Raw genomic sequence first — 19,272 nt, 5'->3', positions numbered from 1 at the left:
CGTGTGTCTTTACCTCTGGCGCGACTTAGTTTTGAATCTTGTCCAGAACATCCAGTCCCAACTTCCAACCATCGCCGGCGCCGAGAGTGATGAAGACATCGCCATCCTTTAGCATCGACACAATCTTCGACGAAGACTTGTCATCGCGAAGGAAGTACTGCGCATTTTCATGCTTCATCTCTGAAGCAAGCTTTTCAGAACTGACACCTGGAATTGGTGCCTCACCTGCAGGATAGATATCAGTCAGCAGGATTTGATCCGCTTCCATGAATGCCGTCGTGAAGTCATGCCAGCAGTGCTGAGTGCGTGAAAAACGATGTGGTTGGAAATAAACTACCAGACGGTTTTTAGGATACTTCTCGCGGAAGGCCTGAAGAACCGCACGCACCTCTGTGGGATGGTGACCGTAATCATCGTAAACTTTGATACCGCTTTTTTCGCCCTTGAAGTGGAATCTGCGATCCACACCATCAAAACGCTGCAAACCAGCCGCACACATATCAAAAGGAATGCCCGCTGCAAGACCCGCACAAATAGCGGCCACTGCATTCAAAGCATTGTGACGACCTGGGATGTTAAGCTTAAACTTACCCACCAAGTGACGAGTGCCCAACAGGCGATCGCTGCGATACAGGGAATAATTCCCCTGCTCACCGGAAAGAACCAAGTCGTTCTTTTCATCGAAACCGTAGTACAAAATACGTTTTGGGAAGTTTTCAAAAATCTGACGAACCACTGGATCATCACCACAAGCGATGATCTTTCCATAGAACGGAACTTTAAGAGCGAAGTCATAGAAGTTCTTTTGCAGGTTCTCGAAAGTCTTATAGTGATCCAAGTGATCGGAATCGATATTGGTGATGATCGCGATTTCCGGAGTCAGCTTGTTGAAGCTGCCATCGGATTCATCGGCCTCTGCAACCAACCACTCACCCGCTCCCAAAAGAGCTGTGGATTTGATCATTTCAAAGCGACCACCAACCACGATTGTCGGGCTTAGGTTGCCTTCAAGGAAAATCGCCGACGTCATGGACGTCGTTGTGGTCTTACCGTGCGTTCCCGCAACTGCGATACCACGCTTTAAGCGCATGATCTCGGCCAGGGCTTCTGCACGAGGGATCAATGGAATCTGACGAGCACGAGCTTCGTAGATTTCCGGGTTACCATACTGAATAGCGGAAGAATAAACGACAACGTCAGCATCACCAATATTGGATGCCGCGTGACCTTTGAAAACTCTCACGCCCATATCACGAAGACGTTCTGTATTCGCATTGTCTGCGATATCAGATCCTGAAACTTTCGCTCCCATATTGTGCAAAAGTTCAGCGAGTCCACACATACCGATGCCGCCGACACCTACGAAGTGGAATTTGGCGTGTTGTAATTTCATTGCAAGATTTCCTTTGCGATGGTTGATGCTGCTTGGGGAACATAAAGATCTTTTATATTCCTAACCATTTGCTCGCGCAAAGCTTTATCTTGTCTAAGAGATTGTACTTCTGAAATCAATCTTTCAGGGGTTAAATCTTTCTGCAAAATCATGCGACCCGCATTTCGGGCGACAAGGCTTTCGGCATTTTTTTGCTGATGATCATCGGCGGCTCCTGGTAATGGTACGATTATAGGAATTATACCAAACGCTGCCGCTTCCGCAATGGAGCTGGCCCCACCACGACTGACAATTATATCCGCCCACTGATAATACTTTGGCATATCGAAGATATACTCATGATAATCCACATCGGCGCCGTTTTTTTGATATTTGACAGAGATTGTAGGGAAATCAGCGCTCCCCAACTGATGAACGACAGATAAATCCTTCGTCCACTCGCCCCCGCCAATGATCGCGTCACTCAGACAGTTGTTGATAACTCTGGACCCTTGGCTGCCACCGAAAGCCAAAAGATGAAACTTCTCATCTTTGTTCTGAGCATGCACCGCATTTTCGATTTCTTCACGAACCGGCATCCCAGCTTGAGTCACGCGATTGCTTTTCAGATGTTTGCGCGACTCTTCAAAAACCACGAAACACTTGTCGACGAAACGAGATAGAAAACGATTCGCCATACCCGGCATGACATTCGGCTCCCAGATCGCCGTATTAAAGCCAACAATGCTTGCTGCCAGCACGAAAGGACCCGAAGCGTAACCACCCACCCCGATCACATACAACGGCTTTAACTGCCATAGCAGACGGATGGATTGAAACAACCCCAATGGCATGCGGAGTAATGTTTTTAACTTTTTAATGGGACTTTTCACATTCAACTGACCGGATTCGATCAGGTGCAGAGTATATCCCTCGCGAGGGACAATTTTAGATTCCATCCCGCGCGAAGTTCCCACGAAATGAACTTGAACTTCGGGGTCCAATTTCTGGATGGCGCGGGCAATAGCGATTCCTGGGTAGATGTGGCCACCAGTGCCACCCCCGGCAATCACAACGGTCTTTTTAGTCATGTGCTTTCACTTTCGATGCGTTCCAACGGGATGATCCGAAACGTTTAGAGAATTTATCCTCTTCGAAGGAATTTTCAATGTTCAAAATCAATCCAAACATAAAACACAAAACCACCAGGGAACTGCCACCGTAACTTAAGAAAGGAAGCGTCAGACCTTTTGTTGGAAGCAGGCCCATTACAACACCCGCATTGATGAAGACGCTCATTCCAAAAGTGACAGAAAGCCCTAAAGCCAATGCTCTTTTGAATGGATCTTCGGCTTTGATGGCGATTTGAATTCCGCGGAAGACAACAAATCCATACAGAGCCAGGATGGCAACGAATCCGACAAAGCCCATTTCCTCACCCAAGACCGCCAACGTGAAGTCCGTGTGCGCTTCAGGAAGGAAGAAAAGTTTCCCCTGCCCTTGCCCCAAACCAACGCCCGTCAAACCACCGGAGTGAAAACTCAGCATACTTTGAATCACCTGGAAACCCTTTTGCGCAGGATCAGCCCAAGGATCCAGGAATGCCAAAACGCGGGCACGGCGGTAAGGCACCGACATCACCAGGAAGTAAAACGCCGGAATTAGAACTGCCACCGCACCAGTGATGTATTTCCATTGCAGGCCAAAGGCAAACAACAGACTGACACCCACCATCAGGATGATCGCAAAGCTTCCGAAATCTGGCTGACGAAGCAACAGGAACAATGGAACAACCAATGCCAGTGCCAACCACCACCACTTTACGTGGCCCAGAATATTGTCGCGACGGCATAGTAAGCTGGCAAACCAGACCGAGAATGCGATCTTTAAAAGTTCACCCGGTTCAAAGCGCAAACCAAACGGCAACTGGATCCAGCGAATCGCGCCACCCACTCGCACGCCAAGACCCGGAACGAAGGTCATCAACACGCCGATCGCGGCGGCAAACCACAACATCCATCCGTGTTTTTCAATCAGACGAAAAGGAACATGGATCGTCCCGATCAAAACACCGAATGCGATCACTGCGAAAATCAACTGACGCTTAAAAAAGAAAAGACCGTCTCCGTAGGATTCGGTCGCAAAGATAAAACTGGAGGAGTAAACCTGCACCAGGCCGATGCCCAATAAAGTGATGATGGCCAAAAACAAGCTGCTGGATAAATATCTAAACATGATGGACTCCCAAAGGCGTGCTCGCCTTTATTTTAATCAGAAGTCCATTTGAACGTCTAGGAATGGTGGGAAGACTGGACCCCGAATTAGGGAGCGGCTTCCACCACTTCAGCACCTGAATCTTTTTTCTCGGAAGCGGCTCTGGCTTCAGTGCGCTTGTTAACCGCAGTTTGTGCGCGGCCCGACATAGAGCAGCAGTACACGACACCGTTTTCATTGGAAGAGTTTTTAAAGTTGGTGATCGAGAACGCACGGGAGGAATCACAGCGTTTTGCCATTTCCATGCTCAATTCCACTTCGATATCCGGAAACTGCTCACCACTCACGAAGTTGCAATACATGCCCGTGTTGGCAGCCAATTTATCACGTTGTTCCTGGCGCGCTTTAAATGTCCCGGATGCACAAGCAGACAACAAGAATACAGACGACAAGGAAACAACGAGAATACGGATCACAAAGCCCTCCTAGCTTTTTAATTCCTTCCGACAAAGTCGGTTTTTAAACAAAAAAAAGGCCCTCATCAGATGAGAGCCTTTGCTTTTGCGCCCCGACAAACAGGGCGCGTGTGTTTCATGCAACACACATCGACGGGGTCGAAGTGTGATATGTCAGTGAAACTTTCTCACGATCTCTTTAAAGTATTCACCACGCTCTTCAAAACTGTCAAACATGTCAAAGCTTGAGCAACCTGGAGAAAGCAGAACGATGTCCCCGATTCTGGACTTTTGGTAAGCGATCAAAACCGCCTCCTCAAATGTACCGATCAGGAAGGTCTCAGAGAAATCACCAAGGTCGCGATTAATGCGCTCTTTGGCTTCCCCGACCAAGATCAGAGTTTTAACTTTGCGTTTTACCGACGTACGAAGTGGTTCGTAGTTCAAATTCGTATCTTTACCACCCGCGATCAAAATAACGTTTTCATCGAAAGTATCAAGAGCACGAAGAACTGCGTGCACGTTTGTCGCTTTAGAGTCGTTGTAGAACAAGACTCCGCCCACTTTGCGCACGTATTCGATACGGTGAGGAAGACCTGTGAAAGTCTCGATCACTTTTTGAACCGCTTCACGAGTCGCCCCGTGTTCGCGAGATGCCAGTATTGCTGCCATCACGTTTTCCACAGAGTGCTTACCGCGCATTTTCATGTTCTTGATATTGAATGTTTCAATCTCAGGACCTGTGCGCACGCGAATCTCGTCACCGATATTCACGGCTCCACCGATATTCATGATTTGTGGTTCCAAAGCCGGTTTACGAGAGAAGTAGAAAATACGTCCACGCTGAACAGCTGGATCACGTGCCAATTCAACAACGGCGTTGTCATCCGCATTCAGGATGCTTGTTGTTGCTTGATTTGTGTTTTTGAAGATACGGCGTTTCGCATTTACGTATTCTTCCATGGAGCGATAACGATCCAGGTGATTTTCAGCCAAGTTCGTGAATACCACGTTGCCTGGGTTGAAAGTGTCGCAATGTTCAAGCATGAAGCTTGATACTTCCGCGATCACCACTTGTGCTTTGTCATCAAGGCGAAGGTAATCCACCAATGGTTTTTCATTCGCGCCGCCCACCCAAGTTTTAATACCAGATTGAGTCAAGATCGCCTCTGTGATACGTGCAACTGTTGTTTTACCGTTGGTACCTGTCAAACCGATGATTGGTTCTTTGATGAACCCTGCAGAGAACTCGAACTCGCCCGTGATCTTGATACCTTGAGATCTTGCGTAGTCGAAGATCTTCAAAGTGGACGGTACGCCCGGAGAAAGGATGACCAAATCCTGAGCGATGAAAGTTTTCGGACTGTGACCACCCAATTCGAACTTAATTGGCAAGTCACCCAATTGCTCAAGTTGAACAGAAAGCTCTGGCTTGGATTTGTGATCCGTTACAGTGACCTGAGCACCGTGCTTAGTAAGGAAGTGCGCCAAGGACACACCCGTTTTACCAAGACCGACTACCAGGATTCTTTTGTCTTTTAAATCACTATATTCTTTATACATTCTTCTACCTCAATTTGAGAGTCGCTAGACTTAAAACAGCCAATAAAATCGAAATAATCCAGAAACGAACAATGATCTTCGTTTCGGTCAAACCGCCCAATTCAAAGTGGTGATGAATCGGCGCCATCTTAAACACACGTTTTCCAGTGAGTTTGAAGGAAATAACCTGAGTGATTACTGACAATGCTTCCACCACGAAGACACCGCCCAAGATCACCATTAAAAGTTCATTCTGAGTGATTACCGCCATTGAGCCCAGGAATCCACCCAGGGACAAAGAACCCACGTCGCCCATAAAGACCTGCGCGGGATACGCGTTAAACCACAAGAAGCCCATTCCCGCAGCAACAATCGTTGCCGCAACAGGAGTTAACTCACCTGCTCCCACGACATGGGGAATATTCAGGTAATTTGCGATCGAGTAGTGACCTGTTACGTAAGCAAAAAGCCCTAATGTCGCCGCTGAAATCATCACTGGCACAATCGCCAAACCGTCCAAACCGTCAGTCAGGTTCACTGCATTTGCAGTTCCAACCACAACAAGTGCGGCGAAAACGATATAGGCATAACCCAAATCAAAACCGAAGGACTTTACAAAGGGAATATAAACAGTCGTACCCAAGCTATGGAAGTGCACCAAGTACGCAACCACCGCTCCGCTGATCAAAAACTCCCCTGCCAAACGGATTTTACCAGAAAGACCTTTGGAGTTCTTTTTGCTTACCTTCAACCAGTCATCCATATAACCGATCAAACCGAAGCCCCAAGTGATGATAAGTACGGCCCATACCAATGGGTTTTGCATATCGACCCACAACAAGCACGGAATCAGCGTGGAAAGCAGAATCAAGCCCCCACCCATGGTTGGAGTTCCGGCTTTTTTCTTATGTGACTGAGGACCGTCATCACGAATCGCTTGCCCGAAATGCTTCAATTGCAGGCGCTTGATGAAGTAAGGTCCCCACATCCAGCACAGCAAAAACGACGTGAAAAACGCGATGAACGTACGAACTGTGATGTAACGGAAGACATTCAATGGAGAGAAGTATTCCGACATTGAATAGAGCCACTGATAAAGCATGATGTGCGATTCCCCTATATCCTTGGAAATTGAATTTTGCTTGGAACTTTAAGGGTTTAGCACATGCGGGCTTTAAAATGCAATGGGAAATTTATAAGTAATTGATATCATTATTGAAAATTAAAAAGAAAAAGGTACGGCCTTACCTGCTAAGTAAGTCCGTACCTTTGGGATCCACACCGTGGAGAAGGTGTGTCCGTACCTTCGCGATTAGTGCTGGTTAACTACTGCTGAGTTGCTGCCACCACTTTGTACGATATTCGCCGAGCTGCCATTACCTTGCTGAATTACAGACGCTGAGTTGTTTGAGCCAGTTTGCTGAACGTTTGCTTGGTTATTGTCACCGGCTTGAACCACACAGGCAGTATTGCTATCGCCTTTTTGGTAGATGGTCGCAGAGTTGGCATTGCCAGTTTGGCTAACGCCCGCCACGTTGCTGGAACCTTCCTGACTTAATATAAAGTTAGCTTCGGCCTGTTGAAGGGCATCACACGCTGGCAGAATCACTTCGCCATCGTCAGTTACCAGATTTCCGTCGTCATCGATTACTTCGCCAGGCATAACCGGGATCTCATCAATCACTTCCGGAATGGATTCATCAGATATAGTCCCTGGCTCTTCGCCATCCACGACAGGAATGATTTCCTGCGCGCTTCTGAAAGCACCGAACTCCACTTGTGTTCCCAACTGCGAACACGCTGTCGTAAAAGAAAGAGCCGCTGATAGGAAAACTAAAGTCGCTGTGGTTTTCATTATTCCTCCAAATTGAATTCAATAAGGAGTAAAGCAAAAGCCATGCACAGCGTTTGTTCGAGTCGATAACTATTTAAACCAGGTTTAAGGTGTTCAGGATCTGACGTTGCAAAAGTTTTGATCGAAGTACGTGAAGGTTCCCTAATATCAATTGCAAGGGAACCTGTCATTTACCCAAGTCATTCGGCTCGGCATGAGACATTTAGCTGTAAACTTTCACCCACCATCAGTTAATAGCCGCAATGAGCGCAGGATGTACCCCTTAAGTTCATGAAGAAACGCAAAGTAAATCTACAGCACAAAAAGAGAAGTCAGCAGCAATGGGCGGGAGTGATTGCTGCTGACTTGGATATGTCTGATCCTGGATCTTTTCCTGGCTATTGAGAAATGGATACTTCTGTTACTGTTTCACAATTGGAAATGATGCAAGTCTTGATAGCTGAGTTGCCCGTCTGATATGTCAGGAGAGTCCCTTCGGCAATTTCCATCGACTCATGGATGTTACTTTGATCAAGCACCGCAAAATCACATTCTGGCACATCGCTATCGCCAACACTTGGAACATCAACGGGGGCCGCTGGTTTTGGAGCGGACGGAATCGGGCTCGCGACATCCTGAATACTGGATCCATCGTCGACGGCCTCAGCTGCCAGCGAGTTAATTTGTTCAAACTCCATACTTGTCCCAAATTGCGAACATGCTGTTGTCATGAGTAATGGCATTACTAATATAAGACTTCTAAATGATACTTTCACAGTACCCCCTGTTTCGTTTCTTGATAAACAGAGTAAATGCAATTGCCATGCGAAGGGGGTTTCGAGACCCACCTCAAACTATTTGAACTTCGCATGTATAACATTTGGCATCGAAAAATCTTTGATCAGCGAATTCGACTTATCCCCAATCAAAAAAATCAGGTAACAAATCAAAAACGCATCAGTCGGAAAATCAAACCATCATTTAATTTGAATTGATCGTGTGCTGCGCGAATCAAGATCACCGAGCACATTGAAATCAGGTGATCAAAGTCATTGAATCGAAGATCTTCTAGCCACTAGAATGCTCTCAAATACCGTGATAAAAAGAGAGCAAATTAAATTTCATCATCAAGATAAGACTTAAGTTCCTGCATATGATATTTCCAACCAAGTTGAAAATCTTTGAAAAGCTTTGCACGGACTTTGTCTGGAAAGACATCCCAACCCTTATGGGTTACGGTCATCGTGCGTATTTTACCTTTGTCTTCGATCACGTAAGAACACTCTGTGATAGCTTTCGCATCCCAATCCTTTTCGCGCCAAGTGAAGGTGATGGATTTGTTGGGAGTTAGTGAAAGCACTTTACCGGAAGCGAGCTGCTCGTTGCCCTCGTCATCTTCCCAGGCTTCGCGGAACTTTCCGCCGACTTTTGGTTCAAGGGCGACATCGTCGCCCCACCAATTTTCCAGATCGTCCGTATCAGTCAGAGCCCGCCAGATTTCTGCAGCGGTGGCCTTCACTGTGATCGTGATGCTGATTTCCTGACTGTTGGAATCCTCCCCCTTTTTGGAGGGAGGAATGAATTTCGATCCGGTCATATTAATTAGAACAAGTTGATGTTCGTGGAAAGAGCTACGTTTGTTCTGTCGTCACGTACGTCTTTCGGAGTGAACTGGATGTTCGGGTACAAGTAGATGTCACGAGTGATAGAGATACCTACGCCCACAGATTGGTATGGTTCCAATTGAACGTATCTGTCGTTAACTTCGTATTTCGCGAATTGGAAGTAACCGAATACAGTTCTGAAAGAGTACGTGTCGTTGAACGTGTACTGCATGAATGGGAACAAGCCCGCACTGATATCAGAGCGCATGTATCTACCAGCAGCTTGTGCCGCCACGTAACCTGTATCAGACAAAGCACCATTGTAAAGGTACTTAGCCAAACTTACGCTCACGCCACCGTTCCATTTTGACGTACCGAAATTCGCCAAGAAAACTTGAGACAAAGAGACGTTACCCAAATAGTTTTGGTATTTGCTTGTGTCTTCATCAGTGTAATAAGTCGTGGAAACGCTGGTGCTCATTTGAGTGCCAAAAGCTTTGTAACCACGGCTCCAGCTTACGAAAGGAGTCGACATTTCGTAACGAGGAAGTACCGCATTTGCGGCTCTGCCTCTGCGAGTGTCAGATGCTGGTTTTGTGATATCGCCATGGAATGGATCGTTGATCGTCAAACCAGAACCGAAGCTGATACTGTCTTTAGGAGTGATACGAACGTTCACACCCACGTTACCGGACAAATAAGTCAAAGATTCAGCCGTTGCAGAAGCACGGTAGTTTGGACGGATTGAACCAAATGGATCGTTAACAGAACCACCGGAATAAGAAAGGTCAGATTTGAAAGACCATTTGGATTTAGAACCCAAAGTTGCACGCATACGCGCATCTGTGATTTCTTCGTCAACGTCCTTCATTTTTTCAGTCGGCTTTTTAAGATCCTCGATTTTAGAAGTCGAAGAGTTTGCAGGTGTCGCCGCACCCATCTTTGCAGAACTTGATTGCGCCCCAGCTTGCATCGCAGAGAATGTAAGAGCTGCGATAAGTAGAGAAAGATTTTGTTTCATTAGTCCTCCTAATAATGAGGACTGTTATATGGCATCCGACTGGATTACTCCAGTCGGATTTTCGAGGAAGGCTATTTTCTTTAGACTTTTTCTGTGAAATCCAGCGGTTCACACGGGAAGACAAAGCGCTCAAGCTTCGTGCCACGGGATGCCTTTACGACCGCGATATCTCCATTACGAAGGAAAGTGGCCAGATCCTTGCCTGCATTGTCTGTAAAATCTTTCTGGATCAGACTTTCCTTAGTGAAATGAGCCTTTTGCAGCCCCTTAGTAAAGGCGTCAGAATCTTCGCCAACAAAGTAAACTTTTTCAAAACCAGCCTTACCGACTCGCTCGCCCAGCTCCTCATGCAATTGGGCGGAGGCCGAACCCATCTCGCGCATCTGCCCAAAGACCCCCACTTTACGTCCACTCACGGTTAACAATTGAACGTTTTCCAGTAAAGCTTTCATACTGTCGGGGTTGGCGTTATAGGCATCAAAGATCATTTGAGCACCGGATTTAAGGTGAACCAGCTGGTTGCGCCCCCAATTTGTACGACATGCCGGCAACCCGTCCCAGATTTCCTTCGGAGACATTCCCACAGACAATCCCAAAGCAGCGGCAGCCATCAGGTTTGTCAGATTTTGCGATCCGAACACCTGAACCTTTGCCGCACCAGTCACACCTTTGATGCTGCCTTTTAAAACCAACTCTTTCATATTCATTGAATCGATCATCAAATGCACATCGGCACGGGGATCTTCACTGGAAAAAGTCAGAATTTTATCCTGTGAAAACTTGTCATGACCACGAACATACATGTTATGAGTTTGCTCGTTATCTAGGTTGTAAATACGGATCGTGTTCTTACCTGCCGCATTGTAGATTTCTTCTTTGGCTTCCGCGACTTTTTCAATCGTTCCGAAGAACTCCATGTGCGCGCGCCCCACCATCGTACAAACCACCACGTCAGGCTCTGCGATTTTCACAAGCTCGGTGATTTCACCGGCGTGATTCATTCCCATCTCAATAACGGCTACTTCCTTATTCGAATCCAGCTGTAACAAAGTGAATGGAACACCCCAGTGGTTATTAAAACTGCCTTTGTTGTAGTGAACAGTTTTAACGGTATCAATAAGGGCCGCTGTGAATTCTTTAGTTGTGGTTTTGCCGTTCGAGCCGGTGATCGCAACAATCTTACCTTGCGCCTGGTGGCGGGCCCAGTTACCCAGCTGTTGCAGGGCTTTTAGAGTGTCAGCCACTTTCAAAACAGTGACTTTGTTTTTAAATTGTTGAACCTGGCTGTTGTCTTCGTGAACCAACAAAACTGTTGCACCTTGGGCTACTGCTTTATCCAAAAACTGATGAGCATCAAAGGCCTCGCCTTTTAGCGCAATAAACATCTGATCCTGAAGATTGGCACGGGTGTCAGTGCCGATACCCGAAAAATGATCCGCATGCTGGCTTATTACTTGGGCGTCAGTGACTTTAATAACTGTTTGCACATCCATGGCTCTCATTACGCTCTCCCCTGCAGTGCGAGTTCTGCAACCTGCACATCACTAAATGGAAACTTCGTGGTTCCAATAATTTGATAATCTTCGTGACCTTTGCCAGCGATCAATACCACATCACCCTCCTGGGCCTTGTGTATCGCTGCCAAAATAGCTTCCTTGCGGTCGACCATCACCGTCACACGTTCTTTATCCTGGGCTGGAATGCCCTTTAAAATATCCTCTATAATCGCCTGCGGTTCTTCCGTGCGTGGATTGTCTGACGTGACCACAACAGAATCCGAGAATTTCAATGCCATCTCGGCCATCAAAGGACGCTTGCCTTTGTCGCGATCCCCACCGCAACCAAAGATCGTCCAGATTTTCGCACTGGAGTTCAGGCTTTCGCGCACGCTGGTCAGGGCCGTCAGCACATTTTCCAAAGCATCCGGAGAATGAGCGTAGTCCACAAAGACAGAAATGTTTTTATTGTTCGGCACCGATTGCAAGCGACCTGGCACTCCGGTGAACCGCGAAAGTGCTTCCGCGCATTTCTCCAAAGGAATCCCTGCTGACAAACCGGCACCGATTGCAGCTACCGCATTCATTACGTTGTGTGTACCTGACATTGGCAGCTGCACCTCGACCGAGCCCATCGGGGTTTTCAAATCGAAAGTGGTCAATGCGAAATCCATGCTCTTGATCTTAAAATGCAACGTTGCTGCACTGTCGGAACCATAGGTCCATAAAACTGCTGGATCTGCGACATGCAAGCGACGACCATACTTATCGTCGATGTTAACAATCGCAAAACAAGGATGCTTGTCCGTCATCCACAGCAAGTCTGTGAACAGACGCTGCTTGGCCTCAAGATATTTCTCCATGGTCTCGTGGTAGTCCAAATGATCGCGAGTCAAATTTGTGAAGATCACTGTATTAAACGGCACACTGTCCACGCGGTGCTGATCCAGGGCATGGGAGGAAACCTCCATCGCCACGGCTTGTGCTCCGTCATCTTTGAATTCACGCAGACGTTTTTGCAGATAAATTGGATCGGGAGTCGTCATATCAGACGGCCAGATTTTTTCCAAAAGGTGGTGATTGACGGTCCCGATCACCCCTGTCGGCATGCTGGCATGATTCAGGATTGACTCCACCATGTAGGTCACAGAAGTTTTACCGTTGGTTCCCGTCACACCGACACAAAACATTTCCTGCGCCGGGTCTCCGTAATAATGCGATGACAGAATATCCAGAGCCTCACGGGTGTTTTCCACGCGCAAGACAAAACCTTTGAAGTTATTGGGCACCTGATTGGGGTCTTCGACAACTAAAACCGTTGCTCCCTTTGCGATCGCATCTGGAATGAAAGAATGACCATCGACTTTAACACCACGAATGGCGACAAACAGTCCATCAGAAACGACCTTACGAGCATCATTAAAAATCCCCGCCACTTCGATATCTGGCAAAGCGTGCTCGGGAATTCCTGGGATTGTTGAAAAAAGATGCTGTAGTTTCATGGGATCAGTATATTATGCTCAAGCTATGAGACAACTCGGAAAAATACATTGCCAAGAAATTAATCAAGACGATAACGCACCCTGGATCATCTTCTTCCATGGTTATGGTGCTGACGCCAACGATCTGTTCTCTTTGGGACAAATGATCCCGACGAATAAGACGTACAATTGGCTTTTTCCGAATGGAATTTTGGAAGTACCCATTGGCCCAGCCTGGACCGGGCGAGCATGGTGGCCCATTGACATGATGGAAATTCAACGCGCTATGGAAACGGGCGTACCTCGGGATTTCAGCGGTGAAATCCCAAAAGGCTTCGATAAAGCCCGTGATATGGCGATGGAAATGATCCGTCAGCTTCGAGTTCCCTGGAATCAAATCATCCTGGGCGGATTCAGCCAAGGGGCCATGCTGGCGACTGATCTTTACTTGCGCGCTCCTGAAACTCCGCGGGGTTTGGTGATCATGTCAGGCACACTTGTCAGCCAGGACGAATGGAAAAAACATATCCCCAACCGTGCAGGTCAGAAGTTCTTCCAAAGCCATGGCGAAATGGATCAGGTTCTGAATTTTAAACAGGCACAAAAGCTGGAAACGCTGTTAACCCAAAATGGAATGAAGGGTTCACTGCTGAACTTCCGAGGCGGTCACGAGATTCCACCCATCGTGCTTCAAAAGATCAGCCAGTATATCAATAGCCAGGGTTAAAAACGCCGATTGGGTAGTTCTTACTGTCCAGAATCCTGACAGGAGGTAACTCCTGTCAGATATGCTATATTGCCACAACTCTTTCGAAGGGATTTCCATGAAAAAGTTGTTGTTGATCGCCTCCGCTCTGCTGCTTTGCTTTGGAGCGACCCAAGCTCATGCATTTCGCAATGCCACACCTGACAGAACTATTGAACGTGAAGGCCTTTATGGCGCCACCGTTTTTGAATCCAAATATAAAATTCAGATCCTGATTCAAGGTCGCGAAATTCATTCTCTAAAACAGTTGCACGCTGTCGTGGCTGATGGACTAAGACTTCCAAATACCTATGGCGCGAACTTCGACGCCCTTTATGACGTCCTGACAGATCCTTCAGCAGTTACCAAAAACTGGGACATCACCATTATCGGCGGCAAGAACCTTTATGAAAATCTGGGTGAACAAAAGACGCAGGCTCTGATCGACACTCTGAACGATGCCCAAGAGCAAAACCGCATGAATACTTTCATGTTTTGGATGTAACAAACCATTTGATTTCAAACAAAAGGCATCAGAAACGATGCCTTTTCTTTATTGAAGAATACCATTGGAAGATAGCCGACGAAAGCTTTGCTCAACTTCCAGGGAGATTCTTCGATGAAACTGACTCCTGTCAAATTCGGTCCTGCTATTGCCGCATTCATCGCGACCATGCTGTTCTGGGTGGTGATCAGCCCACCGCATGGGGTTGACATCAATGCCTGGAGATTGCTGGGAATTTTTATAGGAACCATAGTTGCCATCATAGGAAAAGCTCTGCCTATCGGCGGCGCTGCCATGATTGGCATTCTTCTTGTGGGAGTTTCCCAGGTCACAGCACCCGGTAATCCATCAAAATCAATGGCTGATGCATTGAGTGGATACTCCAACACACTTATTTGGCTGATCGGGATTTCATTTTTCATCTCAAGAGCATTCATCAAGACAGGCCTCGGGGCACGCGTCGCTTATCACTTTGTGAAAGTTGTGGGCAAACGCACTTTGGGTATAAGTTATGGACTGAGCTTTGCGGAACTGTGCCTGTCCCCAGTCATGCCCAGCAACACGGCTCGCGGTGGCGGTGTCCTTTATCCCATCAACAGATCAATCTCAGAAGCCATGGGCTCTACTCCCGATGAAGAGCATCGCCGGAAAATGGGCGCGTTCCTGACTCTTGTTGCCTACCAAATCAACGTTATTACTTGCGCCATGTTCGTCACGGCCACAGCCCCCAATCCTCTGATCACGGCCGCCATTAAAGATGTGGCTCAAATAGATGTATCCTGGGGACAGTGGGCCTTGGCAGCGATCGTTCCTGGAATTGCTGCCATTTTGGTGATTCCATACATTATTTATTTTTTGTATCCCCCCACAATCAAACATACTCCTGACGCTTCCGGTTTTGCTTCAAAAAAACTAAGTGAGCTTGGACCAATAAAGAAAGAAGAGTGGATCGTCATCGGTGTGTTTTTCCTTCTCCTGTTCATCTGGGCTGGCGGATCAAAAATTTTAAGCGATCACCCTTGGTTTCAAATCGACGCCACCGCCGGAGCTTTCATCGGACTCGCGGTTCTTTTATTCAGTGGAGTCTTGACTTGGGATGACCTGTTAAAAGAAAAAGGGGCCTGGGATACTGTCACTTGGTTTTCTTCCCTGGTTATGATGGCAACTTTTCTGAATAAACTGGGAATCACGGCTTGGTTCTCCTCCTCCATTCGAGATTCGATCGTCACTTGGGGATGGGGCTGGCCTGCGGCCTCTGCCTTTTTGATCGCGGTCTATTTGTATCTGCACTATTTCTTTGCCAGCAACACGGCCCATATCTCGGCATTGTATGCGAGCTTTTTTGCTGTCGGAGTTGGTTTGGGCGCGCCACCATTGATGTTCGGATTGTTTCTGGGATTTGTGTCTTCACTTTGTGCTTCACTAACTCACTATGGAACAGGATCAGCCCCGGTTCTATTCGGAGCCGGATATGTCTCCATGGGCGAATGGTGGAAATACGGGTTCATCACCAGCGTCATGAACCTGCTTGTATGGGGCAGCGCCTGCGCAATTTGGTGGAAAATTCTTGGATATTATTAATAAAATCAAAAAGGCACCTGTCAGGTGCCTTTTTTTTATTTCAGAATCACTGTGATATTTCCATCTTCCGGAAGAGTGGAACCTGCTGCCGGAATCATCTCAGAAACCATGCTGCCATTCCCCAGGAACTTGACCTTGATATTCTGCCCACTAACTTCGCGCAGAACCTCACGCGTCGTCAACTTCATCAAATTCGGAACAACCTCTCCAGGTTTTACTTCCGCTGCCTTATCCAACTGAGCCGCCGTGATAATTTGCGGCTCCGCTGGTTTCACAGGTGTTTCCGTGGCGATCTCGCGGGCGATTTTATCCAACGCTGCTTTTTGATTGATCGCCGTTTTGATTGAATTCAGGTTCTTAACATTCGTCTCTGCCATAGTGCCATGCAAAGGTGCGATACCTTCCTTGCGAACCGCGTAGGATGCGATTCTGGAAAAGACCGGCGCCGCAACTTTGGCTCCATAATAGGACTTACGAGGCGAATCCACTGCGATATAAATCACAAACTTAGGATCGTTCGCCGGAATGAATCCTGCAAAACTTGAAACGTAAGCGCCTTTAAGATAACCGCGACCATTCGGATCCACTTTTTGCGCAGTGCCTGTTTTACCTGCGACCATAAATCCTTCCACTCGGGCATTCTTACCGGAACCATTCTTCAACGTCGTCACACCCAAAAGCATTGCACGCATTTGCGCTGCCTGCTCTGGCGTCAACACACGACGAATCGGCTTCACTTTGGTTTCAGTAAATTCACCGGTTTCAGAATCGCGAACACCTTGAACGATATATGGAGTGTTCAATACGCCACCATTCGCAATGGCTGCATAGGCATTTGCCAGCTGAATCGGTGTCGAGGAAATACCATGACCAAATGAAATATTGGACAACGCCAACGGCTTCCATGGAAGTGCCTGCACGATGCCTCGCGATTCACCCGGAAGATCCACCCCTAAACGCTGACCAAATCCAAAATCCAAAAGACCCTGACGAAGTTTATCAGCACCCAATTTGAAGCCGATTTTGGTCGTACCGATATTTGAAGATACCGCAAGAATCTCGGTCGCCGTGATGTCACCGAACTTCTCATGAGCTTCAGCTTCTTTGATCACTTTGTTGCCCACCCGGTATGCGCCATTTTCACAGAAGAACTTTGTATTAGGCTGTAACACACCTTCACGCAGAGCTGCTGCAATCACCAATGTTTTCATCGTAGATCCCGGCTCAAAAGCATCCGTGACTGACTTATTACGACGGTGTTCTGCCGAAGACTTCAGAGCTTTGTTCAAATCGAACGTTGGCGCTGACGCCAAAGCCAGCACCGCAGAGGTTTTGGCATCCAGAACCACACCCACCGCATGATCCGCATCAAATTCCTGAACCGCATTGGCCAATTCCGATTCCAACGTATATTGAAGATCTGAATCGACTGTCAGACGCAATTCATTACCTTCAGGATTTTCGATAAACATCAAACCATCGTTGATCAACGGACGACCACGAGCATCCCTTTTAACCATGACTTTCTTTTGATTGCCACGAAGATGCTGATCGTAACCCAACTCAAGACCTTCCAAGCCCTGACCTTCGCTGCCCATGAAACCCAGGGTCTGCGCCAGCAAAGTTTCATTCGGATAAACGCGACGCCATTCTTCAACAAAAGACAGACCGCGAATCTCCCAGGACTTGATTTCATCTGCTTTGCCTTGTTCAAGCATGCGCTGAATCCAGACAAAGCGTTTGTTGCCGTCTTTGATTTTTGCGTAAACAGATTCGTAGGACTGCCCTAAAGCCTTTGAAAGTTTTTTTGCTGCTGCCTTGCGATTCTCGATGATCTTGGGATCAGCATACAAAGAGTAAGCCGTCGCAGACATCGCAAGATCGCGACCGTTGCGATCGACAATCGCTCCGCGACGTGCGGGCAAAGTCACCTTGGTTTGAAATTGTCTGTTCTGAAGGGAGTTCAAGCGATCGTTTGGCAAAAACTGCAAATACGCCGCACGCATTGCCAATGCAGACCATAGGAAAAGGATGCCAACAAAGATAAAAACAATACGTGATTTCAACTACAGGTCCTTTTGTGCAATTTTCTTGTCAGCCGTTTTGGCAACAGGAATATCCTCAACATCCGTCAGGTGAATGATCTGATTCGCCTGGATTTTTTTAAGAGTGAATTTTTGCTGAGCCATATGATCCAGCAATTGAGGACGTGTGATTTTCGCCAGGGAGATTTCCTTGGTGCGCTTTTCTTCCTGAACTTTTTTATGTTCGCGGGTCAGCTTTAAAACAACATAACCCATGCGGCGCTCTTCCATTTGCAGGAAGACGATGGAAAACAACGTAAAGATAACCAATAGGATACTGAAAAACGGTTTTAACTGCCTAAAGTTTTCCTTGCTCATCCTGAGCACTCCTCTCGAAAACCCTCAACTTCGCAGAGCGCGAGCGAGTGTTCAAATCCAACTCTTCCTGAGATGGAACTACAACTTTCTTATAAACAGACCTTCCAAATTCCTCTGAATCACGGAAGATATTTTTAACAATTCGATCTTCAAGCGAATGAAACGTGATAACAGCCAAACGACCACCCGGCTTCAATGCCTGGATCATCGCGGGGATGGTTTCTGCGACAACTTCCAACTCCGAGTTCACTGCCAAACGCAATGCCATGAAGTATTTTGTCGCCGGATGATGGCCTTTCACCTGCCATCCATCCACACGTTCAATCAAGCCTGCAAGACTTGCCGTTGTTTGAAATGCTTTTGTTTTGCGATCATTGACGATCGCGCGGACAACACGAGACGGCCGATAAACTTCGCCGTACTCTTTGAAGATTCGAATGAGTTCATCCTCTGTTGCCGTATTCACAAGCACCTCAGCCGTCAAACCTTGCTGCTGATTCATTCGCATATCTAGTGGACCATCGTGGTAAAAACTAAAGCCTCGTTCGGCCTGGTCTAACTGCGGTGAGCTCACACCTAGATCTAAGAGCATCATATCAAAGTTTTTCAGATTATGATCTGAAAACTGCGAGAAATTTCCATGGATTATGCGAAGTGCGCCGTTCTCGACTTCAGTCTTGAAACGCTCGTTGGCATATTTCACTGCAGCCAGATCTTGGTCCATGACCGTGGCTTTCATCGAGGGAACAGTGTATTTCACTGCCATGTAATGACCACCGCGACCGAAAGTTCCGTCGAAGTATGTCGCATCACTTTTCTCTCTGTAGGGATAAAAAGCAGCAAGCACTTCCTGCAACATCACCGGGTAATGTTCAGGAGAAAACTCCACAGGAAGCTCGACCTTTGGCGGGATAAATTCCTCTGTGCGTTCGATTTTTTCACCAGTGCCGGGCTTATATTTCTTCATCATTACTTCCTAGAATTTCAAGGTATGAACAATTCGATGGACCGTCAAGAAGC

The 19,272-nt window shown here is 47.2% G+C and carries 18 protein-coding genes; 3 read left to right on the top strand and 15 right to left on the bottom strand.

The window, feature by feature from the left end; all coding sequences use genetic code 11:
• Positions 1 to 25 precede the first annotated feature (25 nt).
• The 12 genes from murC to ACLVWR_RS09350 form a co-directional block, all read right to left on the bottom strand.
• Complete coding sequence (gene murC, locus ACLVWR_RS09405; protein ID WP_413580449.1) at positions 26 to 1,393, bottom strand: UDP-N-acetylmuramate--L-alanine ligase; 1,368 nt, start codon at positions 1,391 to 1,393, stop codon at positions 26 to 28.
• Positions 1,390 to 2,463, bottom strand: a complete 1,074-nt coding sequence (murG, locus tag ACLVWR_RS09400) for an undecaprenyldiphospho-muramoylpentapeptide beta-N-acetylglucosaminyltransferase (protein WP_413580448.1) — start codon at positions 2,461 to 2,463, stop codon at positions 1,390 to 1,392. The genes murC and murG overlap by 4 nt, the downstream gene beginning before the upstream one ends.
• Positions 2,456 to 3,607 carry a putative lipid II flippase FtsW gene (ftsW, locus tag ACLVWR_RS09395; protein WP_413580447.1) on the bottom strand — a complete coding sequence of 384 codons (1,152 nt, stop codon included), beginning with the start codon at positions 3,605 to 3,607 and terminating at the stop codon, positions 2,456 to 2,458. Before ftsW ends, murG begins: the two co-directional genes overlap by 8 nt.
• A gap of 86 nt (positions 3,608 to 3,693) precedes the next feature.
• A complete protein-coding gene (locus tag ACLVWR_RS09390) occupies positions 3,694 to 4,062 on the bottom strand; it encodes a hypothetical protein (RefSeq protein WP_340598850.1) in 369 nt (122 codons plus the stop codon).
• Positions 4,063 to 4,215: 153 nt separating this feature from the next.
• Positions 4,216 to 5,604 (bottom strand): UDP-N-acetylmuramoyl-L-alanine--D-glutamate ligase, encoded by a 1,389-nt coding sequence (gene murD / locus ACLVWR_RS09385; protein ID WP_413577218.1) that lies wholly within the window; start codon positions 5,602 to 5,604, stop codon positions 4,216 to 4,218.
• A 4-nt stretch (positions 5,605 to 5,608) separates the two neighbouring features.
• Entirely contained in the window at positions 5,609 to 6,685 is a 1,077-nt protein-coding gene (mraY, locus tag ACLVWR_RS09380) for a phospho-N-acetylmuramoyl-pentapeptide-transferase (protein ID WP_413580446.1), read from the bottom strand.
• Positions 6,686 to 6,895: 210 nt separating this feature from the next.
• Positions 6,896 to 7,438, bottom strand: coding sequence for a hypothetical protein (locus tag ACLVWR_RS09375; protein ID WP_413580445.1), 543 nt, complete (start codon positions 7,436 to 7,438; stop codon positions 6,896 to 6,898).
• Between the two features lie 377 nt (positions 7,439 to 7,815).
• Positions 7,816 to 8,193, bottom strand: a complete 378-nt coding sequence (locus ACLVWR_RS09370; RefSeq protein WP_413580444.1) for a hypothetical protein — start codon at positions 8,191 to 8,193, stop codon at positions 7,816 to 7,818.
• 338 nt (positions 8,194 to 8,531) lie between these two features.
• On the bottom strand, positions 8,532 to 9,014 hold the full coding sequence (locus tag ACLVWR_RS09365) for an SRPBCC family protein (protein WP_413580443.1): 483 nt from the start codon (positions 9,012 to 9,014) through the stop codon (positions 8,532 to 8,534).
• A gap of 5 nt (positions 9,015 to 9,019) precedes the next feature.
• Positions 9,020 to 10,042 carry a hypothetical protein gene (locus ACLVWR_RS09360; RefSeq protein ID WP_413580442.1) on the bottom strand — a complete coding sequence of 341 codons (1,023 nt, stop codon included), beginning with the start codon at positions 10,040 to 10,042 and terminating at the stop codon, positions 9,020 to 9,022.
• An 80-nt stretch (positions 10,043 to 10,122) separates the two neighbouring features.
• Complete coding sequence (locus tag ACLVWR_RS09355) at positions 10,123 to 11,544, bottom strand: UDP-N-acetylmuramoyl-tripeptide--D-alanyl-D-alanine ligase (RefSeq protein WP_413580441.1); 1,422 nt, start codon at positions 11,542 to 11,544, stop codon at positions 10,123 to 10,125.
• Positions 11,544 to 13,040, bottom strand: a complete 1,497-nt coding sequence (locus ACLVWR_RS09350; protein ID WP_413580440.1) for a UDP-N-acetylmuramoyl-L-alanyl-D-glutamate--2,6-diaminopimelate ligase — start codon at positions 13,038 to 13,040, stop codon at positions 11,544 to 11,546. The genes ACLVWR_RS09355 and ACLVWR_RS09350 overlap by 1 nt, the downstream gene beginning before the upstream one ends.
• Here ACLVWR_RS09350 and ACLVWR_RS09345 point away from each other — a divergent pair.
• The 3 genes from ACLVWR_RS09345 to ACLVWR_RS09335 all read left to right on the top strand — a co-directional run bounded on the left by ACLVWR_RS09345 (position 13,039) and on the right by ACLVWR_RS09335 (position 15,850).
• On the top strand, positions 13,039 to 13,746 hold the full coding sequence (locus tag ACLVWR_RS09345; protein WP_413580439.1) for an alpha/beta hydrolase: 708 nt from the start codon (positions 13,039 to 13,041) through the stop codon (positions 13,744 to 13,746). The genes ACLVWR_RS09350 and ACLVWR_RS09345 overlap by 2 nt on opposite strands.
• A gap of 97 nt (positions 13,747 to 13,843) precedes the next feature.
• Positions 13,844 to 14,269 (top strand): barstar family protein, encoded by a 426-nt coding sequence (locus ACLVWR_RS09340; RefSeq protein ID WP_413580438.1) that lies wholly within the window; start codon positions 13,844 to 13,846, stop codon positions 14,267 to 14,269.
• 114 nt (positions 14,270 to 14,383) lie between these two features.
• On the top strand, positions 14,384 to 15,850 hold the full coding sequence (locus ACLVWR_RS09335; RefSeq protein ID WP_413580437.1) for a DASS family sodium-coupled anion symporter: 1,467 nt from the start codon (positions 14,384 to 14,386) through the stop codon (positions 15,848 to 15,850).
• A gap of 35 nt (positions 15,851 to 15,885) precedes the next feature.
• Here the strand turns inward: ACLVWR_RS09335 and ACLVWR_RS09330 are convergent, their stop codons facing one another.
• The 3 genes from ACLVWR_RS09330 to rsmH are packed head-to-tail and all read right to left on the bottom strand — an operon-like array spanning position 15,886 to position 19,219.
• Positions 15,886 to 17,916, bottom strand: coding sequence for a penicillin-binding transpeptidase domain-containing protein (locus ACLVWR_RS09330; RefSeq protein WP_413580436.1), 2,031 nt, complete (start codon positions 17,914 to 17,916; stop codon positions 15,886 to 15,888).
• A complete protein-coding gene (locus tag ACLVWR_RS09325; RefSeq protein ID WP_413580435.1) occupies positions 17,917 to 18,252 on the bottom strand; it encodes a histidine kinase in 336 nt (111 codons plus the stop codon).
• On the bottom strand, positions 18,233 to 19,219 hold the full coding sequence (gene rsmH, locus ACLVWR_RS09320) for a 16S rRNA (cytosine(1402)-N(4))-methyltransferase RsmH (protein WP_413583495.1): 987 nt from the start codon (positions 19,217 to 19,219) through the stop codon (positions 18,233 to 18,235). The genes ACLVWR_RS09325 and rsmH overlap by 20 nt, the downstream gene beginning before the upstream one ends.
• Positions 19,220 to 19,272: the final 53 nt, after the last annotated feature.

This window comes from Bdellovibrio sp. HCB288, from assembly GCF_047305935.1.
Classification (GTDB): domain Bacteria; phylum Bdellovibrionota; class Bdellovibrionia; order Bdellovibrionales; family Bdellovibrionaceae; genus Bdellovibrio.
The sequence above is the reverse complement of the archived record's forward strand: the minus strand, read 5'-3'. Positions and strand labels throughout refer to the sequence as shown.